Below are 25,611 nucleotides of genomic sequence, written 5' to 3'. Positions count from 1 at the left end.
TAGGACAGCGATCTTTTTTAGGGACTATAAGCTATTTAAAGAAAGCATAGAAAACGGTAATGACATGAGCTGTGATTTACCTTTGTGCGAAGAATGCAGCAAAACAATAAACGGCGCTGATATTTGCCCTTTTCATTATGGTCTATATCTTGAAGCATCAAATTATCCTAATGAGCTTAAAAAGTATAGGGCTATGTCAAAAAGAAAGATGATTAAAAGCAATTCAGAGAAAGAAGGAGCGGAATGAACACCAAAAAAATAACTATTCCCGATCGTGATTCAAATGGTTACTTGATCGGATTTAGAGGATTGAATGTACTTTGGGAATGCCCTTCATGCAGATGCGAAATGGGCGAGACTCAACTCACGCAACATGCCGAAGATGGCTTTTATGGAAGTGTTCACACTTGGGAAAATAAATGTGGTCATATAGCAAAATACGCAGACCTAAAGGAGATAGCAGAATGCACCCTTTAAGAATGTTAAAAATGTTTGAAATGCAAGCAGAGTTAGACAGGAAAATCATTGAAGAAAAAGGGCTAGAAGGTCAAGGCCTTCTGCCCGGACTTATCTTGGCGTTACAAGTGGAGCTAGGGGAGTGTGCTAACGAGTGGCGAGGCTTTAAATTTTGGAGCGAAGACCAACAACCATGCACCGTAAGGTTGGTAGAGTGTTTCCTTTGCATGGGAACTGGCGATATAAATTACGAATGGGTCGCAGAGGACGCAGAAGGCAGCGGAGGACACGAATACATCAAATGTGATGAATGCAATGGAACAGGAACAACAGGAACAAAAAACCCACTCTTAGAAGAATACGTGGACTGTTTACATTTCATTTTGAGCATTGGAAATAGAATTGGTTATTCATCACGTATTTGTAATGTGAACTTAGTGAGTAGAATCATCAAAGAAGTGAGTGTAGAAAAAGCGTTTCTAGGTGTCTTCAAAAGCGTTGCATTCCTATTTACGGAGATTGATGATCTTGGTATGGCTTATCACCACTATAGAAAAATCTTTAATGGATTTAACGAGCTAGGAAAAGCACTTGGTTTTACCCCTAAAGAAATAGAAGATGCGTACATGAAAAAGAACGCCGTCAATCATTTGCGGCAGCAGGAGGGGTATTGATGGATTTTGCTATCGTTAAACGACTACTAATCTTTTATATTGTGTTCGGATCGCTGTCCGCTTTAGCGATCATGCATATAAATTAAGGAGGCAATGAAAGACTTGAGATTACAAGACATTCCAAGTAAAATTATAGATATTGAGACTTTTGACGCAGGAAAAGAGCCGTTAGTTTTTGTTTTATCTAACGGCATATTGAAATATGCACCGCTGCCGCCACATGGTGAAACAAAAATTGTCACTCACAATAACAAAGTGACTCGATTGCTTTATAACGAAGGCGAATTATTTGAATAAAAACGTTCTACCGGAAAGCCGGGGGACACTGATCATAACAGCAAAGAGCTGTTTGGTTGGTGTCCCTTTTTTATTTTCAGAAAAGGGGAGATTTGTATGCAAAAGCTAACAGCGGAAGAATTACAGGCTCTTAGGAAATTGGAAAGATGGTGCTACGACACAATGAACAGGGCTAGTATTTCACCTGCTTTATTGACTAAGTTGCTAAACGGTTATAACCCGAAACAGGATAACTAGAAATTAAGGAGAGGAAGGGAATGAAAACGTTAAGAGCTGCTTTTCTAAAAGCGGGTTATAAATCTATGCCAACAAAAAGAACTGACGTTCCTAAGAACAAATGTACTCGAAATCACACGCACGAGCTTTCACATGAAGAGATAAAGGAACTCATGGGTGTTTACCGCCCAACATATAAAAGAGGGCGTGGCGGGGCATTTAAAAGCAAATAAAAGGGGGTGGTATTTTGAAAGATTTAATCAAGGAATATAAAGCAGCGTTAGAAGAAACTAAAAGAAGTTTGACAGCATCTACAGACGAAGAAGAAAAGAAAACGTACCGCTCAATGATCTATGACTTAGAATATGCGGTCGAGTGGATGGAAACAGAAAGAGAACCAGGGGCAAGGCGTGACTTGGATCGCCGCTCCTATTATCAACGTACTTTGCTTGCAGATAACGGATTGCTTGATGTTTTATCTTCAAAATATCACGTACCCGAACCCGCTCCACTTGAAATAAAAGAAAATGAACTAGATTTACTCGATTATGTCTTGTCTACGTTGACGGATAAGGAGAAAGAGATATTCATAACCGTTGTTGGTCATAATGTATCTTTCAGCAAATGCGCCGCACTTTATGGGATAGCAAAAGGATCAGTCCAAAAACATATAGAGAGGGCAAGAAAAAAGATCGCTCAAAAGGTAGCAGAATTGAGAGCGGGAGAAAGGGGATATGCTGATGTTGGGTGAACCGCCTGTAATTGATAAAAAGGAAACGAGAAAAAGAGTTGAAAGGATTCTCGACAACTACCGCTTATATCTTCTTCAAGTCCCGGACGATATGCTGCCAAAGATAACAGGAGGATTTAGCATAGTGCCGCCCGCTACTACTAACGCCTTCCGCTCATCCACTGAAAGCACAGCTATTAAACGGATTGAATGGGAGCAGAAACGAAATGCCTTTCTTGAGAAGGTGCAAAGAGCGGTCAATCGTCTTCCGTATAACGAGAGACAGATCATTATAAAACGTTACATGCAGCAAGAACCTGTTTTCGATTACCAGGTATATAACGAAATTGGCATGAGTGAAAGATCATATACAAGGTTAAAAGCAAAGACTTTCCTAGACCTGGCTTATGCTCTCAATGAAGTTGTATTTAAAGCACCCGTTTAGAGGTGTTTTTATTTTTGGCTTATTATTGGCGTGAAACTGGCTTATTATTGGCGTGATGTTGGCGCAGCATGACAGAAAAAAGGTTGTAATATTGTATTATGCGATAGATTGATAGAGAGAAAGCGGGGGATTTAATTTGCAAATTACCGTTAATAAGATGGAGCGGCAACATACAACGCAAGTATATGGTCAAGGCGCTTTCGCTTATGAAAATAAAAGGGCTATTACTGTTTATGTTGACGTTGTGCTTGATAATCAAACTTATTTTAAATCAGAGTTTACTTTTACTGGTATTGACGATATTTCCTTTTCTAAAGCTGCTGAACTTGTACAAGAGCATTTAAAGCATGGCATTGCATAATTGCAGTGCTTTTTTTATTTGTTGGGAACGGCTGCCTTTTGGGATTTTGGTTGTGTAGTCGCAAGCGTCTTGAGGAATGGGATAGAGGCGCAAATAATAAAAGGAGTTGAATTACATGGCATCATTAAAAGGAGTCTCGGCTAATCCGACAAAAGCCAATCATATTCTAGGAGAGGACAAGGTCGTGCGTGTAGCTGTCAAGAATGACAATGACTATATCGCAGGTCCGAATCTTATTCCGCAGCGCAAGGTTAACGGTAAATGGGAAACGATTAAAACCAATTCCCCGAATCCACTTAACCCAGGCGAAAAGTTGTTTGATGAATTCAGTATCAAGGAATCATTCGGTAACAAAAAAGGAACATACCGATTTAAGGTGGACGCTGAACGATATGACAAGCAGGGCAACCACGTTGAAACGATTGGTACGTTCTACACTAGCGAATTTTATATTAAGTGATGATTAAAGCACCGTCTTTCATGGCGGTGTTTTTCTATTTGCTGTAAAGCGTCCCTGTCTGTTTACAAAATCAATGGCGGCTAACAAACAGGGGCGGCTTAGATCAAATAAAAAAGGAGAGTGTGGATTTATGAAATCGGGCTATGTGGTCTTAACGGATTATGATTGCGATCCCTTCATTTTGTATTATGGAGATTTTTCAGAGGCGAAAAAAGAATTTGACCGAAGAACTAACAACAAAAATGAAAACAGCTTTAACATACATCTTTGTCAAACGCTTGAGTCTTTTACAAGTGAAGGTAATAAGTAATGCCCTTAAAACGTTGTAACGTTCCCGCCTGTCGGGAATATATAGACTGGACCGAACGCTATTGTACAAAGCACCAGGGCTATGCTGATAAGCAATACAACAAAGATGTGAGGTACAACAGGGAGAACGAAGCGCATTACAAATACTATCAAAGCAGAGAATGGAAATCACTTCGAGAAGCAAAGTTACGTGAGAGTCATTACAGATGTGCTGTGTGTGCCGCAGAAGGACGTGTAAACATGTCCAATAGGTTAGTGGTCCATCATACGTATAAAGAGCTTAGAGAGGTATTTCATGATGATATAGAGCGCAATGATTTAAACAATCTTGAAGTGCTTTGCCAGTTTCATCATAACCAGGTGACATTTAAGAAGTGATGACATTTTCATTTATTTTATTTTGATTTAAGTCCCCCCGACGTTGAACGGGGTGGGCTTTTTTTATCCCTGGAAATCGGCGTCCCCTCAACTTTAAAAAAAGTGTTGAATTGGAGTTTTGATTTTTCCCGTTTTTTGCGGTTTTTCACTCATTCATAAAATGGCTTGGTCCTTTATAGGCGTTGGGATAGAGCGGTATTTCTCATTTGTTTATTTGCCTAAAATTAATAGGTTGGATTTTGCTGAAAGGTGGTGGTTTTTATTGGCGAGACGAAAACAAATGACGGACACATTAAAAGGGCAAATATCAAACGAAGAACGAGAGCAGCGGCAGCAGCATGAAGAAAAATTGAAAGGCATTTCGCCATTGAAAGAGAACCCGCCTTATTGGCTGTCAACAATGGCAAAAAACGAATGGATCAGAATTTACCCTCATATTATCGAGCTGCCTATTTCGGAACTGGATCGCACTTTGTTGGCTATGTACTGTAATAGTTACGCACAGTATCGACAGGCACTAGAAGATGTGGCAAAAGAGGGACAAGTCGTTTTTGAAGTAAATAGTAAGGGGTTTGAAGTAAAAAAGAAAAACCCGTCTATTGAAATCATGATGCAAATGTCGAAAGAGATTCGAGCCATTGCGGGACAACTTGGTCTTGCGCTTGATGCCCGATTACGTCTAGTCGGTTTAGGTGATGACAGCGAAGAAGACGATATATTCGAGGCAATGAGGCAGGATGACGACGATTAAAAAAGACCCCGGTACTCTTTACGCTGAAAAAGTAGTAAACGGGGAAATTGTAGCAAGTAAAAAAGTCATCCAGGCATGTGAACGACATTTGCGTGATCTTGAAAAATCAAAAGACCCTAACTATCCATACGAGTACAAGCCCAAAAAAGGGGCGAAGGTTGTAAAGTTTCTTGAAATGCTGCCGGATATTTCAACGGGGAAGCCTACGTCATTAGCACTCTTTCAAAAATTCATTGTCTATATGATATTTGCTTGGCGAGTCAAAGAAACAGGATATAGACGATTTACAAAAGCATATATCAGCATGGCACGTAAAGGCGGTAAATCCGTTCTTGTTGCCGGGATCGCTTTATATGAATTGCTTTTCGGTGATGCGCCTAGATATGATAGACAGATTTACACGACGGCAAACTCTCGTAAACAAGCAAAAGCGGTTTTTAACATGATTGTCATGCAACTTAAAAAGTTGCGGAATAAATCAAAACAAATTAAGAAAATGACCAAGATCATTCAAAATGAAATCCGTTTCTTGTTAGAGGATAGCATCATCATGCCGTTATCTCGTGATACAGATAACCTTGACGGCTTAAACGTATTACTTGGCATTCTTGACGAATTTCACACGGCTACAAATACTAAAATGTTAGAAGTTTTAGAGTCCTCACAAATGCAACAAGATCAAAGCCTCATTTTGATCATTAGTACAGCCGGTTTCAAATTGAATGGTCCTATGTATGCTCAAGAATATCCGTATGTGACGGATATATTGAGCGGAAAGAAAGAGAACGAAAGTTATTTTGCCGTTGTCTATGAACAAGATGACGAAAAAGAGATAAGCGACGAAAGCACTTGGATAAAAAGTAACCCGTTGCTTGAAGTTGAAAGCATGAAAAAGAAATTGCTCAAGAACTTACGCAAAAAATTGAAAGAAGCCCAGGAAAAAGACGATCTGAACGGAACGCTTGTTAAGAACTTCAATTTGTGGCGTTCTGCTTCTTCGGATAGTTTGCTTAATGGCGACGATTGGAAAGATTGTGCCATTGAGGAAAAGCCGGAGATTTACGGGAAGCCTGTTTATATCGGTGTGGATTTGTCCAGGTCGGAAGATTTATCTTCACTCGGTTTTATTTATCCTTTAGAGGATGCCGAAGAAAACTTTTATGTTGATAGTCATTCATTTGTCGGGCGTAAAGGCGGTTTAGAAAACAAGATACAGCGTGACAAAATTGACTACAAGCGGCTTGAGCAAGAAGGGTATTGCACAATAACAGACAAAGAGTCCGGGATCATTAATTTACAACAAGTGATTGATTACATGGTCGATCACATAACGAAAAATGATTTGCAAGTAAAGGGCATCTTTTATGATCCATATAACATTTCGTTATTCCTCAATGAAATTGAAAAATATGGCTACCCTGCTTTTGAAGTAAGGCAAGGGGTAAGAACGTTATCAGAGCCAACGAAAAACTTTAGACTCAACGTCATGGATCAGCGTCTCCTGCATACAAACAACCCATTACTCAACTTGGCAATTAACAACGCCATTTTGAAAAAAGTCAATGATACGGTGCAGATCGACAAGGATTTGAACCGGGAAAAAATTGACCCAATCGCTGCCGTTATGAATGCATATACAGAAGCAATGTACCATTACGAGCAAAACGAAACAGATTGGGACGCATATTACCAAAGTGAAGATTTTGGTATTTAGAAGGAGGGGAAACAGTGCCAAAACAATTTAATCAATTAATTTTAGGAGTATGGCGGTTCTTCATATCGAACCTTCATACTTTTTTGTTTTTGTTAGGGCTAGTCCTCATCAATACCGCCGTTTATATGGTCGGGATGATTTTAGGGATTGCGGCTAGTGGTATTTTGCTAGTCTTTGTTGCCATTCTTCTCAACCATGAAACAGAAAGGGGGTAGAGGAAATTGGCGTTCTTTAGATCAATAAATCAAAGCGCAGGACAAAGAGAATTCAACGAAATTTTGGTGGGCTTAGATGGTTTAAGCTATGTGCCAGCAATAGCAATTAAAAATAGTGATGTGTTCACAGCGGTTCACGTCTTGTCGTCAGACATAGCAGCAAGCCCAATAATGATAAGAAACAACGGAATAGAAGAAAAGGATAGTGACCTGTTTCAGCTTATCAACGAGCGCCCAAACGAATATTACTCGGGGTACTCATTCAAATATATTCTTGTTGCCAATGCGCTTTTAAACGGTCAATCGTTTGCTTATATCAAACGGGATAAAGACGGCACGCCCTGGGAGCTTATTCACATTTTGAATTCTGAAGTCTCCGTTGATCAAATAAAGGGACGGAACGATATTGTTTATCGCTATTATCCTTCTGACGGAAAAGAAACTATTTTGAAACCGTCTGACGTGCTGCATATCAAGTTTTCCTCACTGGATGGGGTGAACGGAAAGAGTCTTTTGTCTTGTTTAAAACATGAACTTGAAAGCCAGGAGGCGGGGAAAAGGCTTGTCACGGACTTTTTTAGACGTGGCACAAATTTGAGCGGCATTGTAAACCTGAAAAAAGGCATACCATCACCCGAAGCAAGAGAAAACCTACGCAAAGAATTTGAGAAGGTTAATTCCGGCGCTAGGAATCAACAAAGAATTGCGGTATTAAGTGAAAACGAAGAATTTAAGCAGCTTGAAATCAGTACGAAGGTTCTTGAGATCGTCAATAATTACACTCATTCAACCAAACAGATTGCGAAAGTGTTCGGCTTGCCTCCTCATAAGTTGGGGATCGAGCAAGTGAACACTTCTTTAGAACAAGCAAACCTGGACTATTTGACAAACACGCTTTCAAATTACTTTGCTGCCATTACAGCGGAATTAAATTTCAAAATGCTTTTTTACCCGGAAAGCAGGACCAAACGTTTTCAGTTTGACGCTAGAAGATTCAAGGAAACGGACGCTAAAACAAAGCGGGAAAATGTCATTGCTTTATTGCAAAACGGCATTTACTCACAGAATGATGCGTTAGCAGAATACGGGATTGCGCCTATTGAAAATGGAGATAGGCGCTTTATGAGTTTGAACTATGTGGATGTTGACATTATGGACGAAATCCAAAAAGCAAAGGCGAAGGGGCTTCCTATTCCTACGGTCGATAAAGGGGGTGATGATATTGGAGAAGGAGATTAGAGCCATTCAAGAGGGGTCACTAAAAGCCACAGAAGAAACCGATAAAGGCAGGATGATCACAGGCTATGCATTGAAATTTGGTACACGCAGCCAAAACCTGGGCGGCTTTATCGAAACCATTGAAAAACGTGCGCTGCAAAATGCTGATATGTCAGATGTAAGGGCGCTTATTGATCACGATCCGTCTAAAATTTTGGGAAGGACCAAAGCCGGAACACTGAAACTATCTGTGGATGACATTGGCTTGCGTTTTGAATTGTCTTTACCTAACACTCAATACGCTAATGATCTATACGAAAACTTGAGACTTGGTAATGTTTCAAATTGTTCATTCGGTTTTCATCTTGCTAAAAATGGCGACAGCTTTAAACGGGACGACAAAACAGGGCTTCCATTGCGGAGCTTAATCAACATTTCACGAATTACTGATGTTTCTATCGTCACTTATCCAGCTTATGAAGATACAGACGTATCAATTGCACAGCGGCATTTAAAGCAGCATCAAAGCAGCCATTTAGAAAAAGAAAAAATCAAGTTAGAGCTTGATCTAATTAAATTAAGTCTTTAGAAAGCACTCGTACATTGCGGGTGCTTATTTTATTTGGAAAAGGAGCATGAACATGTTAATAGAGAAAATCCAGGAATTACGTTCAGAGATCACAAAAAAACAAACGGCTATCAATACAAAAATCAAAGAAGCGCAGAAGCGGGCTGAAGAAGATAACCTTGAAGAAGCAAAAACGATTAAAGATGAAATCATTTCTTTAAAAGCAGAGATTGAGACAATGACAGAAAAATTAAAAGAGCTAGAAGAACTAGCAGGGATCGAACAAGTAGAAGTGACAGAAGGAGAAGAAAGATCGTTTAATCCACGAGGCCCAAAAGTGAATCTTCCAAACGAAATCGAAGAAATTCGTAGCAAAGTAAACGACTATATCCGTTCGTATGGTCAAACTCGTGATGGGCTAAAAACTATTGATGCAGAGCCGATTATTCCAGTTGAAATTTTAACAACGCCGCAGCGTGAACCCGAAGATGTGGTTGATTTGGCTTCAATGGTTAATAAAAAGGCAGTAAAAACAGCTAGTGGAACATACCCGGTTATTGCAAACGCAAAGGTTGGACTTGTATCTGTAGCAGAACTTGAGAAAAACCCGGAGCTTGGTAAACCCGAATTCAAAAAGGTACGTTATGACGTTGAAACGTATCGTGGAGAGCTTCCGATTTCTCAAGAATCAATTGATGATGCTGGTGTAGATTTAACGTCTTTAGTTGCTGAATTCTTGCAACAAACAAAGCTAATCACAACTAACAGAGCAGTAGCAGCGGTTATTAAAACATTTACAAAGAAAACAGTTGCAGACACGGATGGCATTAAGCAAATTTTAAATGTTGATTTGAAACAGGCGTACAAACGTAATATTGTTGCGACTGCTTCAGCTTTCCAATATCTCGACACATTGAAAGATAAAAACGGACAGTACATTCTACAACAAAGCATTGCTTCACCTTCTGGAAAAACATTGTTCGGCAACTCAATTACTGTAATGGATGATGAGGTTTTAGGCTCAAAAGCTGGTGACATGATGATGTTTATTGGTGACTTAAAAGCAGCCATCTTTTTTGCTGATAGAGTGGATGTTACTGCAAAATGGGTTGAAAACTCTGTTTATGGACAAGTGCTATCAATTGCGACCCGTTTTGATGTTAAACAAGCTGATGAAAAAGCCGGATTCTTCGTTACGATCAAGCCGCCAGTTGAAACAGGCGCTACAGAATAGGAGTGAAGAAATATGACCCTTGAAGAATTAAAACACGCTTTAAGGATCACTCATGACCTGGATGACAAAATGCTAGAAACGATAAAAGCGGCTGCTGAAAAATTTATAAAAGATAGCGTCACCTTATCGAAAGAGAGGGACGCTTTTTTTAATGACAACCCTTGTTTTGATGATGCGGTCATGATGCTTTGTGGACATAGGTACGAAAACCGATCAGCGGTATCAAACAAGAATTTGCAAGAAGTGCCATTCGGCGTTATGTCTTACATCCAACAGTTCAAAGGAGAATACCCCTCATGGACTACGGACGATTAAATACGCCGATCTCTTTTGTAAAAAAGGAAAATACAAAAGACCCTATATCCAGGGAGAACACGACCACACTAGAAAGACTTTTCACCACCTGGGCGGAACGACGAGATCAAAAATTAAGAGAAAAGTTATCAACGGCCGGAACGGTTTTAGAGGATAGTTTGACGTTTGTTATTCGCTATCAACAAGTATCAACCATTTCCAACGCTATGCATGTACAGGACCACTTGACCAACGAGCTTTATCAAGTCATTGATATTCTGCCGAACGAGCAGGACAAAGATTTGATCAATGTCTTTGTAAAGAAGGTGAGCTGATGGCGCTTGAAGCTAACGGAATAGAAGAAACATATAAAGCCATTGAAAAAATGGCTCGTCAAAATGTAAAAGCGGAAAAGGCTGCCGTTCTTGCAGGAGCAAAGATGATGGCGGATGGCTTGGAAAAGAACACGCCATTTGATAGCAATAGCGGCAATAATAAGCATTTAAAATCAGATGTTTTCTATTCCAAACCAAGAGAGGACGGGGAAATATATTCAACCGTTGGCTATGGTAAGGAAACGGCTTATAGGCTGCATTTTACAAACTTCGGAACGATTAAGCAGCGCCCGCAAAGTTTTATCGAGCGAACGATCAACGAATACGAACAACTCGTTTTATCAAAAATGCAAAGTGTTTATAGGGGGTTGCTCGGTCTATGACGTTAATGCTACCAATTCAAGAAGTAGAAATGATTTTGACAGGATCATCCGATCTGACAAGCTACGTGCCGGATGAAAAAGTCTTTCTTGTGGACGTCCCGGAAACAGATCAAAAAGTAAACCAAGCCCCAATGATTCGTATTAATGAGCTTGAAAGCTATCGTAATGCGTATGAGGATGATCAAGCGACAGGCATAAGCGTTGATATACAAATAGATTTATGGACCGGGACAATTAAGGAAGCTCAAGAAATACAACCGATTATTGATCGTTTGATGGCTTCGGCTGATTATCAGCAATACGCTTCCGCCTTTGATAAAGACCCGGATATAAATTTGTATCGCTATGCCAGGCGGTACAGAGCAAACAAAGAAATAGAAATCACTTTGAGAGGATGAAATAAATGGCTACAACAGGATTGAGAGATATTAGAGTTGGCGTTTTTGAGGATGACGCCGCCAAAGAAGCAACCGAAGTAATAAATGTACCCGGGGCAATTGAATCAAAATTAGAACCAAGCTCGGAAATTGCCGTTATCTACGGGGATGATGGGGTATTTGATCAAGAAGGCTCGGGAGTTGGCGAAGCAAAGCTAGAAATAAATGTGGCTGATCTTACAACCGAAATGAAAAACAAATTGCTAGGAGCGGATGCCATTGGCGGATGGCTTGAAGCATATGGAAAAGATACTGATCCGCCTTTTGTTGCTATCACATTCCGGCAGAAAACAAAGGGCGGTTTTTGGTATGTTGGACTTTTGCGGGGTAAATTCGGCATTCCGTCCACAGAAGGAAAAACAAAAGAGGATAAAGTCGAATTTATCACGCCAACAATTGAGGGACAATTCATGCCCCGTAAATTCGACGGCTTAACTTATGTCATGGCGTATAGTGGAAGCCCTGGATTCACTGAAAAAGCCTTTTATGATTTTGTTTTTAAAGGGATCACCCCTAGCACTGATGGCGACAACGGAACAGCGGAAGCGCCATCAAGCACCACAACAAAAAAATAGTGTTTTCTGATAGCCAGGTAATTTATTTTACCTGGTTAAACTGGATTCATTAAAAAATATACGAGGTGTTTAATATGTTGAAATTAACAATGATTGATGCACAAACAAAAGAAGAAAAAACGTATACAAAAGATATGCCGTCAGCTCGTCAATTAAGACGTGCGCTTGAATTGCAAGCTCAAGGTGAACAAGAAAATTTAGACGCAACAACAATGCTAGATGAAATGATTGCCTATGTTGTGGACGTATTCGGGGAGCAATTTTCCTATGATGATTTTTTAGACAACATCCCGTCTGACGAAACATTTCAAACCATTGCTGATGTAATGATGCAAGTGACAGGACAAAAAAAGGGAAACGACGGCTTGAAAAAGAAAGCGGTGAAATAGAGCATTTAGAAACGTGGCAAGATTACCTAGAATCATTAGATGATATTTACGAAGATTTAATGAAAGAAGGGTACAAGTATCATGAGATAGACAACATGGACTTGAACGGACTTTTGCGTCTTGCGAATCGAAAAGGACAAAGCGAAGGCAGCGTGCCAATAGATCAGATTTTAAGACCAGGGGGCTTTTAAGCCTTCTTTTATTTTTGAGGAAAGGAGGTAAACCATATGGCAACAGAAGGGCGTCCAATAGGCTCTTTAGTCGTTAATACGACGTTAGATAGTACAGGCTTTGACAAAGGCGTTACAGCCTTGAGGCAGCAGCTTAAAACGGCACAGTCCGCAACCAAAGCAACCGCAGCCGAATTTAAAGCATTAGATGACAAGCTCGGTGAAAGTAAAAGTAAGGTGTCGGGCTTGTCGGATCAATTGAAGATTCAAGAAAGAATTGTAGATTCCTATAGACAAGCATATGAAAAGCAAGTTGAGCAATATGGAGAGGGATCAACCCAGGCGCAGAAATACGCACAACGCTTAAACTCTCAAATAACAAGCTATCGCAACATGCAAAATGCTTTAAGGCTTGCACAAAGCCAAGTGGAACGGCTTGAGCGTGCCGAATCAGAAGCAGTAAACAGCGCCGACGATTTAGCAACCAGTCATCAAAATGTATCTAATGATGTAACGGCAGCGGGGAAAGAGGTTTCCAAACTTTCAAGCATTTTAAAGGGCGGATTTGCTACGGCAGCGGTGGCGGGTACGGCAGCCATTGGAGCACTAACGGCAGCCGTTGGCACGCTTGGCGCAAAAATGACGGCTGATATACAAGCCTCTCAAGGGCGTTTAAGAGCGCAGCTAGGCTTGACGGGTGATGAAGCCAAAAGGCTCACAGGCATAGCAAAAGACGTGTGGTCACAAGGCTTCGGAGAGAATTTGGATGATGCAAGGAATGGTTTGTTTCAAATTAAGCAAAATATCCGGGGCATTGCAGACAAGGACCTTACGGACGTAACTAAAAAAGCCCTGGTGCTTGCTGATGCTTTTGATTCCGAGGTAAACGAAGTTGCGAGAGCAGGAAACAACATTATGAAAGGTTTTGGCGTGTCTGTGAGTGATGCGTTCGATCTCATGACATATGGAGCGCAAAACGGATTGAATTTTTCAAACGAAATGTTCGATAACCTGTCCGAGTATTCAACGTTATTCGGAAAAATGGGTTATTCAGCACAAGAATATTTTCAATTACTCGTCAATGGAACAAAAGCGGGCGTGTACAACCTGGACTACGTCAACGACGTCATGAAAGAGTTTCAAATTCGAGTCAAAGACGGCTCGAAATCTACTAATGCCGCCATGATGGATATGTCAAAACCAACTCAAAAGATATGGGAAAATTTCTTGAAAGGTAAAGGAACTGTTAAAGATGTTTCAAATGCCGTTTTAAAAGAGTTGAAAGGCATGAAAGACCAGGTGGACGCTAACAATATCGGCGTGGCTCTTTTCGGGACAAAATGGGAGGACTTAGAGGCTGACGCTATGTATGCCCTGGGCGGCATTGATGGAAAAATCGGTGACGTAAAGGGCAAAGCTGACGAAGCAGGGGCGGCGTTGCAAGACAATCTAGGCACACGATTTAAAAAGATTGGGCGTCAAGCGCTATCGGCACTAGAGCCATTAGGCGGCGCAGCGGCTACAATGCTGGAAAAAGCCTTTGATATTGCTGATCCGATCACGAAACAAATGTCCAGCGCTGGCAATACAGTAAAACAGGCAATGGCGGGTATTTGGGACATATTGCAAGGTGAGGGAAGCGCTGAACGATTAGAGGGTTATGGCATATTATCGCAGCTTTTCCCGCCTGGTGTGGTTGATATGATTGTTAGCACCACTGATACAGTGAAAGGCGTAATAGAGAGCATTAAAAAAACATTTCAGAGTATGCAGCCAACTTTCCAGGCAATTGGCGGTATTTTGATGAGTGTATTTGTTACAATGACGCCGATTGTAAAACAAGCCCTGGGCGGCATCTTGTCATTTATTGGACAACTTGCAGCAGTGTGGGGAACGTTTTGGAAAGAAAACGGCGGTGTCATTACACAAGCCTTACAAAATATATGGTCTGTTGTCCAATTTGTCATGCCCGCCATTATCGCCATTATCAAAAGCGTTTGGGGAAACATTAAAGGTGTTGTCATGGGAGCTATGCAAGTGATACAAGGCGTCATAAAATTCTTCTCGGGCTTGCTAACGGGAGACTTCGGCAAGATGTGGGAAGGCATTAAAGACGTGTTTTTCGGCTCGATTAAAGCGATATGGAATTTTGTTCAGTTGTCCTTTTTCGGAAAGATTCTCGGGATTGCGAAATCACTAGGGAAAGGGCTATTAGGCATTTTCCCGAAAATGTGGTCTAGCATTGTCGGTTTCTTTAAAAATGGTGCTGCAAACACCGGGAAAATGGTCACTTGGCTGAAAGACAAAGCCGTTTCAATTGCAACAAGCATGAAGGACGGCATGGTCAAACGCTTTTGGGACATTGTAGACGCAGCCAAAAAATTACCGGGAAAAATCGGTAATGGCATTAAAAGTATGGCGTGGGCAGCGCTTAAAGGCGTCAAGGCATTAGCGAATAAAATGAATGACAAACTTTCCTTTGTTGTGAATGGCGTAATAGGTGGCGTTAACTGGGTTCTTGGTAAAGTTGGCGTTTCGAAAGAAAATCAAATACCGGAATGGACACCGCCAAAATACGCAAAAGGGACAGGCGGACACCCAGGAGGACCCGCCATTCTAGGGGATGGCGGAATGCAAGAACTGTTTATCACGCCTGGCGGTCAAATGGGGATGTCTCCTTCGAGTGATACGCTTATGAACCTACCAAAAGGCACGGAAGTATTGTCAGGACCTAAAACGAAAGCATTGTTTGATGACGTGCCATTTTACAAAGATGGTACAGGCAAGGGCGGCAATTTCATTTCTAGTCTTTTCGGTAAAGTGAAAGACCTGGTACTTGATGTGTCTGACTTTATTGCAAAACCTAGCAAGCTACTGAATACATTACTTCAAAAAATGGGGATCACGACCCCGAGTATGGGAGGCGGCTTTGGTCAGATCGTCAAAGGCAGTTTTTCTTTTATCAAGGACAAAGCGGTTTCCTTTATTAAGAACAAGATCAAAGACTTTGGTTTTGTTCCTGGTGAGGGAGGCAGCGCAGCCGTCAAAAAGTGGGTTGCTCAAGCAATTGCGATTAAGGGCATTTCCCCATCTTTTTCAAAAGCGCTTGAAACAATCGCTATGAAAGAATCGGGCGGAAACCCTACAGTCGTAAACAATTGGGACAGCAACGCAAAAGCGGGGCATCCGTCACAAGGGCTTATGCAATTTATCCCTTCTACATTTGCCGCATATAAAGAACCAGGTTACGGTAATATTAAAAACCCTGTACATCAGGTTCTTGCGGCTATCAACTATTTGAATAGACGGTATGGCGGAATTAACAAGCATCCTGGTTTAGTCAACATGAGAAAAGGCGGCAAGTACATTGGCTATGATAAAGGCGGTATCATTACCCGAAATCATGTGGCAGAAGTCCACAAAGGGGAAATGATTTTACCTTTAAGGCAGTTTAGAAGAAACCGAGCTATGCAGGTGCTTGCTCAAGCTAATCGAATGGTTGGCTATCAGCCCGAGCAGCCGGGACAAGGTTCTACAAATGTTATTGTTCAAAATGATAGTACCGAGGCTATTAAGCAGCTAGAAAACAAGTTTGAACAAATGATCGGTTTGTTGACACAGATCGCCATGAAAGACACCACGATTAATGTTGAGGGACTAAACAAGTACAATATGGATTTACTCAAAAATAGGCAGCGTAGGGGAGGGTTTGCGACTTGAGCTATGAATTTTATACGGACTACGGGGAAGGGCTTCAATTGATCAGCAAGCGCCTTCCCTTTTTACGTTGCGTAAAATTTACGCCTGTATCGGCTTCAATCGAACGTCAAACGGCGGTTGTGGCAAATAGACCAGGATTAAAACAAACGTCTAAAAAAGTCCGTTTCAAAGAAAGAAAAATCAAAGCACGATTTTATATTAAAGCAAAAAGCATGGATCAGTTTAATAGATACAGGGCAGCGCTCACCAGGGAGCTAGTAAGAGAAGAACCCTATTACATTAGTTGTTCTTTTTCCCCCGGTATACGTTACCTGGTGACGTGTGATGATGAAATAGAAATCGAAAAAGATGACGGGAAAAACTATAAAGAAGTTGATGTGGAATTCACCGCAGGGCTTGGTCTTGGAGAGACTGTCTTTAATACTGAAAAGCCCTTGAATTTGAGCGGTGAAAATTTTCATATCGGCATGAATTTGCCGAGTCAAGACGATCTCAAATATAACTTTACGTCCAAGACGTTCAAAGTCTATAACGCTTCTGATGTGACAATTGATCCGATTGACTTTGATTATAGTGTCACCCTGTATTTAACAGGTAAGGACGTGAAGATACGCAATGATGCCACGAAAGAGGCGTTAACGATAAAGGGATCGGTTTCCAAAAAGCAAAAAATCATTATCACACGTCAATATGTCATGATTGATGGAAAAATGGCGGACACGTCCGGGCGCTTTCCGAGCTTGCGCCCTGGCTTTAACCCATTTGAGATCGAAGGCGCATCCAGTATTGATATACGATTTGTCTTGCGCTTTTACTATAAGTAGGTGAAACAAGATGAATCAATTATTTGTACAGTCAAAGCACGATCCAACAAATAAAGTACCCCTGGAATTAGTAGAACCCGAAGTCTCGGATAAATTAGACGGTACAAAGCAATTGTCATTTCAATGTTTGCAAATGCCCGAGACTGAACTTGCTTTCGATATGCTTGTAAATGACAACATTTTGCTTATAGATGAGATCGAGCATAAAGCGCAGCGTTATATTATTGTAGAGGATGAAAAGCGCACGGAAAATGGCGTGTCATTCCGAAATGTGGCGGCTGACCATATGTACATTGTTCGTCTGACATTTAATCAGGTAGACGAAGAAATTAGCGGAGAAATAGACATAGACACAGCCCTTAAACACGCTTTAAAAGGGAGCGGTTTTTCATATACCATTATGCCGGATGCCCGAGAATTGAAAGCAAAACTAGAAGGATTCGGAAAGAAGAAGTCGTTAGAGCTGATGAACGATCTTATATCGGCTTTTGTCGTGGAACTTGATGTAAACAACGATCATATTTACGTGCATAAAGAAATCAAAAAGCGAATTAATTACAAATTAGATACCAGGGCTAATATGAATTCGATTAGTGTTAAAAGCAGCATGTCCGAGTCTTTCACCCGAATAAAGGGTTATGGAAAGGTGAAGGAAGAAAAGGACATAGCAAGCGAGGAAACTAAAGGCTATGATAGTAAATCGGGGAAATGGAAAACAAACAGTGATTTAAACGCCATGTATGCGGAGGATGTTGGACAAACGTTCTCTTTTAAATTCAAAGGAACAGGCTTCAGCGTGAAACTGATCAAAGAGAAATTAGGCGGGAAAATCACGTTTAACATTGATAAAAAGACAAACAAAACATTCAGCACGTACAAAGACACGGGCAAAGAAAGTCATGTGGTTGAAACGGTTGACGTGATCCGAGGTCTTGAGGATAAAGAGCATACGGTCGTTGCAACGTTTAAGGGAAAGGACAGCAAAAACCCGAACACGAAAAAAATGAAAACGGGTTTCCGGGTAAGCGTGCCTAACGGGAATTTCATTGGACTTTATCGGACCTTTAAAAATGATGAAAAGTACATGTTCCCACCTGTGACATACATTCACCCGGACGAAAAACTTTTTCTTGTAGACGGCCGGCCAAGAGTGGCAGAAACAATTTACGAAGATTCCATTTCAAAAAAAGAGGACATGGAAAAATTTCTGAAAGAGAAAATTGATCCTTATCCAAAATTAACAATTGAATTGGATTTTGAAAAAGTATATGATCCGAAGCTCGAAGCGATTGAGGACAATATTTCCAAAGGAGCTATTATTCCAGTCATTGCCGATACAGCTTATGGCATCCTGTTTGAAGGAGAGGTAAGAGTACAGGAGATCAAATATAACCCTCTCAATTTGGACATGAAGCCGTCTGTCACGTTGACGAATTATCGTAAAGACATTATTGACTATCAACTAGAGCAGACCGTCGCAATGAAGAAGCAGCGGGATTTAATCAAGAAAGAAATAGCCGAAATGCTTGAGGCTCAAAAGAGCATAGCAAGCAGCACGCAAAGCCAATTGAATAATATCAATATGAAGGTTTCCCAGGATTTGAGTTTGTCATATTCAAGCGTTACGAAAACCTGGTCAATTGATGATAGCACCGTCAACGCTGCGGAAATTGAAGATATAGGGAACACCATTGATATTGATATAGGAATTGACATAAAACCGAAAAGTCCCAGGGCAGGCGTTGATTTTGATTTAAGTCTAAAGGGGATCACGGCAGGCGCAACCGTCGATACGATCAACCCAAGCGGCATGAATATTATGCTTGCTAAAGACGGTCAAAGAATCAGCCCAACGGCTGCCGATATACCAAACGGCGCACAAATTAATATTTCATTTTACTTAGATAGCTGACGGGAAAACGTCGGCTATTTTTTATGAAAGGAGCTGATAGCATGGGAAGATTCAGCTTGTTAAAAGTATTCAAGATCGGAAAAAATGCAGAGTTTGAAGATAATCTATCGCAAAATGCACGTTCCACAGAAAACGCATTGAATCAACTAGATATTGAAATTAAGGAACACAAAGCAAGCGAAAAAGCTCACGAAGCGGCAAGCATTGTCCACAGAGGTAAAAGCGTTGCACACTGGCTTAATAGTTATTGGTCACGTCTTGTTAACCTGATCGTCAATCATGACGGCAACGATATAAAAGAAGTTGTGGACGGAAGGGTTTCACTTGATGCGACCATTCATTCAACCTTAAACGACCGACTCGAATATGACTTCGATCAGCTTGAAAAGAAAGTGAATGACATGCTTTCAATTGTGTCTTTGCAGCCGTTTTTAAATAAATACGGCAACTTTACGAAGGCTTTACAAGCAGCATTAGAAATAGCAAAAGATCGCCCCATTTGGCTTTATATTCCCCCAGGGGGCTATACGCTGCGTGAACGAGTGAGAATTTATAAAAATACTCATATCACTTTACAGGCGGGGGCAACGATCAAGCGTGGCTTTGTAGGATCAATGTTTGTAAATGGGGATTCCACAGAAAGTTTCACTGCGTACAATGGCCACGGAAACTTGATCATTGACGGTCAAGGCGCTATCGACAGCATGGGGCATGAAATCAAAGAGCAGTGTTCTATTTTCGGCTTTGCTCATGCTTCCGGCATAATCATGCGAGATATCACCTTGAGGAATGTTTGCGGGGGACATGCTTTCGATTGTGCCGGGAATGAAAATGTCTTGATTGATAATGTGACATTCGAAGGGTTTGCGGACTATGTAGGAGACAGATGGTTTTCCGCAGCGGTTCAAGTTGATTTGATGCGTTCATCTAGTAACTTCGGTTCATTTGGCGCTTATGATCACACACCGACACGTAACCTTACTATGCAGAATTGCACGGTTAGAAAATCAACAGAGCTTGGGGGCTATCCTAGAGCCATTGATTCACATACAAGCACTGATGGCGTTCTTTATTCGGGCATTAGATTCCTCAATAACAAGGTTTACGATTGCACAGAATGGGCTGTATCGGGCAACAAATGGCAGGACGTGTTTATTGATGGCAACACATTTGAAAACTGTTCAGGTGGCGTTAGAACGTTATTACCGAGCGTCAACACTGTCTATACGCAAGACAAAAACGGAAACCCGACTGGCAGAGTAAACAAGACAAAGCGTCACACAATTACAAATAACAAATTTAAAAACATGTCGGTTGATCATGCGATTCAGGTTTATGGCCGTAAAGGCTATCAAACGATTGATCATGTGGACATTTCAAAAAATCAAATTGACGGCACAACCAGGCACGGTATTCATGTGTCTGATGTCAAACACTTTGTCATTCATGATAACAACCTAGAAAATGTCGGGCATCATGGCATTTTAGTTACCCGCAGCACACGGGGAAAGGTACACCACAACACAGGACGTGACATCCAGGGGAACGGTGTGCGAGTAGAGGAAGGGAATTGCGATTATGTTTCAGTTGATGACAACACGCTAGAAGAGATCGGTTTTTCAGGTATATCAGTTTCAGGAGAATCGGAATATGTACAGGTGGATGACAACACGATCATAAATGCGGGCAAGCGGGGGGATGAATATGACTTCATTTTACTTATGGATGGCGTCAAAAATAGCGCCGTTCGTAATAACACAGCAATCGGGAAAACGGGAAGGTACGGTATGTATTTAACTATCAAATGTTCATCTATTCAGCATTACGGCAACCGATTAAAAGGAGCAGGGAAAGTATCAGCATTAAACGATAATAGCGTTGATCCTATTCGGACCGTTGAAAATATTACTTGAGGGGGGATAGCATGACGAATCAACTTTTTAAAAATGGCGTGCTGCCATTCGTGGTTGATGCCTATGATCAAAGCGTGTATGATTCAAAAATTGTATTCTCAACCCAGGACATAGGCACAGCAAAGCTAATCTTTCAATTGCGTAAAGATGGCGTGCCTTTGCCTCTTTCAGCGGTTGACGGAAAACTCGTACTAAAGTTTGCAAATGGATCGAAAAACATTCGGAATATCACACTTGTTGATAAAGTCGAAGGGATCGCCGAATACGTCCTAGATAATGACGAGATCAAGCAATACGGCAAGGTTCAAGCGTCCTTGAATTTGTATTATCGCAACGGACAAGCCTTGTCTATTCACGAATTTACATTTGATATTCAGCGCAATTTAATTGATCAGGACATTGCCCCGGCAGCGGAATTTTATATTGATGATTTTGAGACACTTAAATATGCAATAGAGAAAATGTCGTCTGAAGCAAAACAAACTTTAGAGGAGTTAAAAGCAAAGTTTGAAGAATTAGATAAGATCGAGACTAAAGCAGGCGCACAAGCTAAAGTAGATGAACACGCTAAGGATACAAAGTTGCATGTCACAGAAGCAAAACAAAAATCATGGGATGCAAAAGAAACAACTACTGGATCACAGGCCAAAGTAGACGCAGCACTTTTAGCAGCCAAGAAATATACGGATGATCATGCTAACAATAGCGAAATCCATGTTGTTAAGGCGGATAAAGATAAGTGGAATAACGGGCAACTTTATAGGCTTACTCAAAACAATGGTAAGCCCATTTATAAAGGGACAAGCGAGACCACAGATTACAACGAGATAACTGATACCGGTTTTTATCTTATCTATAACAAGGGTTTAAATGGACCTCCATCGGTCAATAAATCATTCATGATAGTGTTAAGTTATGGTAGCACTCTTTTACAGACTGCATATGACACGAGCGGTAAGGATTCGTTTTACAGAGTACGCAACCAAGATTCTACATGGGCTGATTGGACGAGGGGTCTAACTGAAAAAGATAAAATAACCCAGAGTGAAAAAGATAAATGGAACAACGGACAGCTTTATAAATTGACTCCTAACAACGGATTGATAGCAAGGGTCCCAAATGGTACTGATATATTCACTTTACCGACCGGGTCGTATATGGGAGCTCAACTCCTTAATACTCCAGTAGAAAAGGATACGAGTTTTTATTATGTTGATGTACTTGATACGGAGTACACAGCAAATGAAGCCCGTTTGAAAAGAATTATTGTAACAAGGTCATTTGATAATATGACTTGGGTTGGGACGTTCCACACACAAGGTTTTAGAGGTTGGGAACGAATGTTGACGGAAAAAGATTTATCCAGTTCATGGAATCAAGTCACATTTGTTACTGGAACAACAAAACATTTTGCTAGTAATCCACTTCAATTCTCAATACGTCTAAACTCTTTACACCTTAGAGGGTCTTTTGAGGGAGTCCCGGCGAACGATACTATCATTGCGCGTTTTACTCAAAAACCGTCAGCGACAACCGTTTTTGTGGGTGCTACGGTTGGATCATATGGTTCAGCCCGTTTGACGCTTGCGGAAGACGGATCGTTGAAATTTGACGGTTTAAACGCAAATGACAATTCAAAGGTAACGAGAATAGAGATTAATGAATCTATTCCATTGTGGTAAAGGAGGTAACATAAATGCACGTTTATTACTATGATGAGAATTTTAAATATCAAGGCGAAGATGTAATTGATCTTGACGAGCTGCCGAAAAATGCAACAGATGTACGTCCAGAGGGGTTATATCTTCCCGTGTATGATGAAAAAAAGAGAACATGGAGTGAATCAGCATCTAAAGAGTATATAGAGAGCTTGCAGCCAAAGCCGCAGCCGTCAGAAATGGAGATCATGCAAAAGGAAATAGCCGAGCTTTATTACATGTTTGCATTAGGGGGTGATCCGTCGTGAGCGATTTCGATTGGTTCAGTAGAATCAAAAGTTTTTATGATCGTGAATTATGGTCAAAAGAAATGGTATATAACACAGTAGCAGCGGGGAGAATCACCCCCGAACAATATGAGGAAATCACAGGTGAGCCATACGAGGTATAGGCTTATTTTTTATGGCGGGAGAAGGTGAGATTGTTGGAAATGGACATGACGCAGTATTTAATGACACAAGGCCCATTTGCTGTGCTCTTTTGCTGGATTTTGTTTTATGTTCTCAACACAACAAAGGAACGTGAAAACAAGCTAAACGAGCAAATTGACGCACAAAATGACGTACTTGCAAAGTTTAGCGAGAAGTATGATGTTGTCATTGAAAAACTAGACAGAATTGAAAGAAACCAAAAATAATAACGAAAAGAGGAAATTAATATGAAAAACTTCGACAAAGGCACAGTGGTCCGCACGGTGCTTCTTTTTATTGCGCTAATCAACCAGGCGTTAATTGTGTTTGGCAAACCTGTTTTGCCGATCAGTGAGGACCAGGTAAACACATTAACAGAAACTTTATATCTTGCCTTCTCAATGGTCTTTACATTAGTGACAACCCTTGTCGCATGGTTCAAAAACAACTATGTGACATCTAAAGGACAGAAGCAGCAAGAAGTTTTAAAGCAAAAAGGTTTAACAAAATAAAGGGCTGCCCCAGGCAGTTCTTTTTTAATACCTAAAACAATTTTAAGGGAGTAGATGAACAAATGGTAAAAATCATTCAAGACTATATTTCAAAGAGTAACCCCAACAGACCAGGCAACTATATGAAGCCTTTATATATTACAGTTCATAACACAGCTAATACGTCAAAGGGTGCAGATGCAGCGAGTCACGCAGATTTTGTAAAACGATCAAGTACAGGTGTAAGCTGGCATTTCACTGTGGATGATAAAGTGATCTATCAACATTTGCCACTAAACGAAAACGGTTGGCACGCAGGAGACGGCAGAGGAACGGGCAACATGAAGTCGATTGGCATTGAAATTTGTGAAAATGCAGACGGCAATTTTGAGAAGGCGGTCGAAAATGCTCAATGGTTAATTCGCCAGTTAATGCAGGATCAAGGGATTCCATTAGCAAACGTTGTGCCGCATAAGCATTGGAGCGGGAAAGAATGTCCCCGCAAGCTGCTTAATCGTTGGGACAGCTTCAAAGCCGGGATCGCCGTTGCTCACACAAATAAAAAGCTGACTGTTAAACCAACAACAGCAGCACCATCCAAAACAGCAGCTTCCAAGCCTGCTAAAAATTCATATGCCTTGCCGACAGGCATTTTAAAAGTTACAAAGCCTCTTACAAAGGGGGCAGGCGTAAAAGCCTTACAGGAAGCCCTTGCTGCTGTACATTTCTACCCTGATAAAGGGGCAAAAAATAACGGCATTGATGGCTATTACGGACCAAAAACGGCGGATGCGGTCAAGCGATTCCAATTGATGCATGGACTTGCTGCCGATGGCATCTATGGTCCAAAGACAAAAGCGAAGCTAGAAAAGCTATTAAAATAAAAAAAGACCTTTCTCCATATGGAGGAAGGTCATTTCTTTATTTCGTCTAACAGTTCAATAATTTTTTGATTAGACTGTTTCTGTTCACGGAGCAAAGAAACAATGTTACCTGTAAACCCAATTAAAATGATCAGTAAGATAATTATTATCCACAGAAGCAATACTAATTCCCCCTTACGGCTCTATTAAGGTCCTAAAAGTCGAGTAACTCTTATTGTTTAAACCATCCTCAATTTTACCTGTCTTATACGGATAAGGAAATAGGACAATTTGATAGTTTTGTTTTTCTTTAACAATAGGAATATTAACTTCGTAAATATTAGTTGATCCCCCTTTTACAGAAATAAATGATACAGTCTTGTTATTGAATTTCACTTGTTTTGTACCTGAAAAAGCAACTACAGCATAATCTACGTTCCTATCATTTGCATTGAAGATTTGTAAGAATGCTTTTTCATTAGCTTTGGATTTAAATAGAATCTTATTTCCTCGTTCTTGGGAGGTAAGGAATGCTTCCTCTCCTGATAGTTCTCCAGTCGTTTGTAAGGGGGGAAGGTGTTTAACGTGTTGGTGATTTTGATTGTTTTTAATGTATCTTAGGGTGATAATATCTTGGAGTCCTGAACCAATATCTATATTCTCGGTCTCTAACTGGAATTCTGCTTCAGGGATAATCAATAAACTTAACTCTCTGTGATTAGGGGGACTTTCAAATTCTAATTGAATTTTTTTTACAGTGTTTTTATTCATTGTGAATGTATAAGAGTTTGAGCGCTTTTTGTTGTCAGCTTTGAATGGTATAGTTTGAAAATCTGAAAGAATTACTAGGCTGTATTTTCTTTTTACACTTAGATAATGGCTAAAGGATAAGACTTTTTTGTATGTTCGTCCTTTCTTGGCTCCAATATCTAATGTGTCTAGGATTTCCCCGTTTACCTCATATAAGCCATAAGAAACTGTTTCTGATCCAGGGCCTGTAATATCTTCTTGTTCGTCATTATATTTTTCAATAGGTGAAGGAGTAGCTGGAACACTTTCTTTTTTTTTATCAGAAATGCAACCAGTGAATAAAAAGCATACTCCTATAACCAGAAAGCAGTTTAAGAACTGAATTCTAATCTTCATGTATA

General features: G+C 40.6%; 33 protein-coding genes. 31 read left to right on the top strand and 2 right to left on the bottom strand.

Annotated features, from left to right (window positions below):
- Positions 1-243 precede the first annotated feature (243 nt).
- The 31 genes from NSQ76_RS16125 to NSQ76_RS15975 all read left to right on the top strand — a co-directional run bounded on the left by NSQ76_RS16125 (position 244) and on the right by NSQ76_RS15975 (position 24,481).
- The gene (locus NSQ76_RS16125; RefSeq protein ID WP_144739497.1) at positions 244-477 is read left to right on the top strand and encodes a hypothetical protein; all 234 of its coding nucleotides are present in this window, start codon (positions 244-246) and stop codon (positions 475-477) included.
- Positions 465-1,130: a dUTP diphosphatase gene (locus NSQ76_RS16120; RefSeq protein ID WP_341054832.1), complete on the top strand. Its 666-nt coding sequence runs from the start codon at positions 465-467 to the stop codon at positions 1,128-1,130. The genes NSQ76_RS16125 and NSQ76_RS16120 overlap by 13 nt, the downstream gene beginning before the upstream one ends.
- Positions 1,131-1,232: 102 nt before the next feature.
- Complete coding sequence (locus tag NSQ76_RS16115) at positions 1,233-1,427, top strand: XtrA/YqaO family protein (RefSeq protein ID WP_144739493.1); 195 nt, start codon at positions 1,233-1,235, stop codon at positions 1,425-1,427.
- A gap of 257 nt (positions 1,428-1,684) precedes the next feature.
- Positions 1,685-1,876: a hypothetical protein gene (locus tag NSQ76_RS16110; RefSeq protein ID WP_268363119.1), complete on the top strand. Its 192-nt coding sequence runs from the start codon at positions 1,685-1,687 to the stop codon at positions 1,874-1,876.
- A gap of 14 nt (positions 1,877-1,890) precedes the next feature.
- On the top strand, positions 1,891-2,394 hold the full coding sequence (locus NSQ76_RS16105) for a sigma factor-like helix-turn-helix DNA-binding protein (protein ID WP_144739489.1): 504 nt from the start codon (positions 1,891-1,893) through the stop codon (positions 2,392-2,394).
- Positions 2,384-2,818, top strand: a complete 435-nt coding sequence (locus NSQ76_RS16100; RefSeq protein WP_144739750.1) for an ArpU family phage packaging/lysis transcriptional regulator — start codon at positions 2,384-2,386, stop codon at positions 2,816-2,818. The genes NSQ76_RS16105 and NSQ76_RS16100 overlap by 11 nt, the downstream gene beginning before the upstream one ends.
- 136 nt (positions 2,819-2,954) lie before the next feature.
- Complete coding sequence (locus tag NSQ76_RS16095) at positions 2,955-3,179, top strand: hypothetical protein (RefSeq protein ID WP_144739487.1); 225 nt, start codon at positions 2,955-2,957, stop codon at positions 3,177-3,179.
- Between the two features lie 115 nt (positions 3,180-3,294).
- Positions 3,295-3,639: a hypothetical protein gene (locus NSQ76_RS16090; protein ID WP_061418874.1), complete on the top strand. Its 345-nt coding sequence runs from the start codon at positions 3,295-3,297 to the stop codon at positions 3,637-3,639.
- A 549-nt stretch (positions 3,640-4,188) separates the two neighbouring features.
- Positions 4,189-4,326, top strand: a complete 138-nt coding sequence (locus NSQ76_RS16085) for a hypothetical protein (protein WP_341054826.1) — start codon at positions 4,189-4,191, stop codon at positions 4,324-4,326.
- Between the two features lie 262 nt (positions 4,327-4,588).
- Positions 4,589-5,077, top strand: coding sequence for a phage terminase small subunit P27 family (locus NSQ76_RS16080; RefSeq protein WP_144739483.1), 489 nt, complete (start codon positions 4,589-4,591; stop codon positions 5,075-5,077).
- Positions 5,064-6,791: a terminase large subunit gene (locus tag NSQ76_RS16075; protein ID WP_341054823.1), complete on the top strand. Its 1,728-nt coding sequence runs from the start codon at positions 5,064-5,066 to the stop codon at positions 6,789-6,791. Before NSQ76_RS16080 ends, NSQ76_RS16075 begins: the two co-directional genes overlap by 14 nt.
- 14 nt (positions 6,792-6,805) lie before the next feature.
- The gene (locus tag NSQ76_RS16070; RefSeq protein ID WP_165378967.1) at positions 6,806-7,006 is read left to right on the top strand and encodes a hypothetical protein; all 201 of its coding nucleotides are present in this window, start codon (positions 6,806-6,808) and stop codon (positions 7,004-7,006) included.
- 6 nt (positions 7,007-7,012) lie between these two features.
- Positions 7,013-8,245 (top strand): phage portal protein, encoded by a 1,233-nt coding sequence (locus NSQ76_RS16065; protein ID WP_341054819.1) that lies wholly within the window; start codon positions 7,013-7,015, stop codon positions 8,243-8,245.
- Complete coding sequence (locus NSQ76_RS16060; RefSeq protein WP_341054816.1) at positions 8,223-8,813, top strand: HK97 family phage prohead protease; 591 nt, start codon at positions 8,223-8,225, stop codon at positions 8,811-8,813. Before NSQ76_RS16065 ends, NSQ76_RS16060 begins: the two co-directional genes overlap by 23 nt.
- 52 nt (positions 8,814-8,865) lie before the next feature.
- Complete coding sequence (locus NSQ76_RS16055; RefSeq protein ID WP_341054814.1) at positions 8,866-10,026, top strand: phage major capsid protein; 1,161 nt, start codon at positions 8,866-8,868, stop codon at positions 10,024-10,026.
- A gap of 12 nt (positions 10,027-10,038) precedes the next feature.
- Positions 10,039-10,341, top strand: a complete 303-nt coding sequence (locus tag NSQ76_RS16050) for a head-tail connector protein (protein ID WP_211063501.1) — start codon at positions 10,039-10,041, stop codon at positions 10,339-10,341.
- The gene (locus NSQ76_RS16045) at positions 10,323-10,655 is read left to right on the top strand and encodes a phage head closure protein (protein ID WP_061418903.1); all 333 of its coding nucleotides are present in this window, start codon (positions 10,323-10,325) and stop codon (positions 10,653-10,655) included. Before NSQ76_RS16050 ends, NSQ76_RS16045 begins: the two co-directional genes overlap by 19 nt.
- Entirely contained in the window at positions 10,655-11,038 is a 384-nt protein-coding gene (locus NSQ76_RS16040) for an HK97-gp10 family putative phage morphogenesis protein (protein ID WP_341054809.1), read from the top strand. The genes NSQ76_RS16045 and NSQ76_RS16040 overlap by 1 nt, the downstream gene beginning before the upstream one ends.
- Positions 11,035-11,436, top strand: coding sequence for a hypothetical protein (locus NSQ76_RS16035; RefSeq protein WP_341054807.1), 402 nt, complete (start codon positions 11,035-11,037; stop codon positions 11,434-11,436). Before NSQ76_RS16040 ends, NSQ76_RS16035 begins: the two co-directional genes overlap by 4 nt.
- Positions 11,437-11,441: 5 nt before the next feature.
- The gene (locus NSQ76_RS16030) at positions 11,442-12,050 is read left to right on the top strand and encodes a major tail protein (protein WP_341054804.1); all 609 of its coding nucleotides are present in this window, start codon (positions 11,442-11,444) and stop codon (positions 12,048-12,050) included.
- Positions 12,051-12,127: 77 nt separating this feature from the next.
- Complete coding sequence (gene gpG / locus NSQ76_RS16025; RefSeq protein WP_341054802.1) at positions 12,128-12,439, top strand: phage tail assembly chaperone G; 312 nt, start codon at positions 12,128-12,130, stop codon at positions 12,437-12,439.
- Positions 12,440-12,666: 227 nt separating this feature from the next.
- Positions 12,667-16,329, top strand: coding sequence for a phage tail tape measure protein (locus tag NSQ76_RS16020; protein WP_341054800.1), 3,663 nt, complete (start codon positions 12,667-12,669; stop codon positions 16,327-16,329).
- Positions 16,326-17,153 (top strand): phage tail domain-containing protein, encoded by an 828-nt coding sequence (locus NSQ76_RS16015; protein ID WP_341054799.1) that lies wholly within the window; start codon positions 16,326-16,328, stop codon positions 17,151-17,153. The genes NSQ76_RS16020 and NSQ76_RS16015 overlap by 4 nt, the downstream gene beginning before the upstream one ends.
- Before the next feature lie 10 nt (positions 17,154-17,163).
- Entirely contained in the window at positions 17,164-19,065 is a 1,902-nt protein-coding gene (locus tag NSQ76_RS16010; RefSeq protein ID WP_341054797.1) for a phage tail protein, read from the top strand.
- A gap of 41 nt (positions 19,066-19,106) precedes the next feature.
- Positions 19,107-20,978 carry a right-handed parallel beta-helix repeat-containing protein gene (locus tag NSQ76_RS16005; RefSeq protein WP_341054795.1) on the top strand — a complete coding sequence of 624 codons (1,872 nt, stop codon included), beginning with the start codon at positions 19,107-19,109 and terminating at the stop codon, positions 20,976-20,978.
- An 11-nt stretch (positions 20,979-20,989) separates the two neighbouring features.
- A complete protein-coding gene (locus NSQ76_RS16000) occupies positions 20,990-22,660 on the top strand; it encodes a BppU family phage baseplate upper protein (RefSeq protein ID WP_341054792.1) in 1,671 nt (556 codons plus the stop codon).
- A 14-nt stretch (positions 22,661-22,674) separates the two neighbouring features.
- Positions 22,675-22,944, top strand: a complete 270-nt coding sequence (locus tag NSQ76_RS15995; RefSeq protein ID WP_341054790.1) for a hypothetical protein — start codon at positions 22,675-22,677, stop codon at positions 22,942-22,944.
- Complete coding sequence (locus NSQ76_RS15990; protein WP_082136048.1) at positions 22,941-23,087, top strand: XkdX family protein; 147 nt, start codon at positions 22,941-22,943, stop codon at positions 23,085-23,087. The genes NSQ76_RS15995 and NSQ76_RS15990 overlap by 4 nt, the downstream gene beginning before the upstream one ends.
- A gap of 33 nt (positions 23,088-23,120) precedes the next feature.
- Entirely contained in the window at positions 23,121-23,333 is a 213-nt protein-coding gene (locus NSQ76_RS15985) for a BhlA/UviB family holin-like peptide (protein WP_341055788.1), read from the top strand.
- A 21-nt stretch (positions 23,334-23,354) separates the two neighbouring features.
- Positions 23,355-23,618, top strand: a complete 264-nt coding sequence (locus tag NSQ76_RS15980) for a phage holin (protein ID WP_341054786.1) — start codon at positions 23,355-23,357, stop codon at positions 23,616-23,618.
- Between the two features lie 62 nt (positions 23,619-23,680).
- Complete coding sequence (locus tag NSQ76_RS15975) at positions 23,681-24,481, top strand: peptidoglycan recognition protein family protein (RefSeq protein ID WP_341054783.1); 801 nt, start codon at positions 23,681-23,683, stop codon at positions 24,479-24,481.
- Positions 24,482-24,510: 29 nt separating this feature from the next.
- Here the strand turns inward: NSQ76_RS15975 and NSQ76_RS15970 are convergent, their stop codons facing one another.
- Positions 24,511-24,642, bottom strand: coding sequence for a hypothetical protein (locus tag NSQ76_RS15970; protein WP_286190894.1), 132 nt, complete (start codon positions 24,640-24,642; stop codon positions 24,511-24,513).
- 13 nt (positions 24,643-24,655) lie between these two features.
- On the bottom strand, positions 24,656-25,606 hold the full coding sequence (locus NSQ76_RS15965; protein ID WP_341054780.1) for a hypothetical protein: 951 nt from the start codon (positions 25,604-25,606) through the stop codon (positions 24,656-24,658).
- Positions 25,607-25,611 lie beyond the last annotated feature (5 nt).

This window comes from Bacillus sp. FSL M8-0256, from assembly GCF_038005765.1.
Lineage (GTDB): Bacteria > Bacillota > Bacilli > Bacillales > Bacillaceae > Bacillus > Bacillus safensis.
Note: the sequence above shows the minus strand (reverse complement) of the source record. Positions and strands in the feature narration are given on the sequence as shown.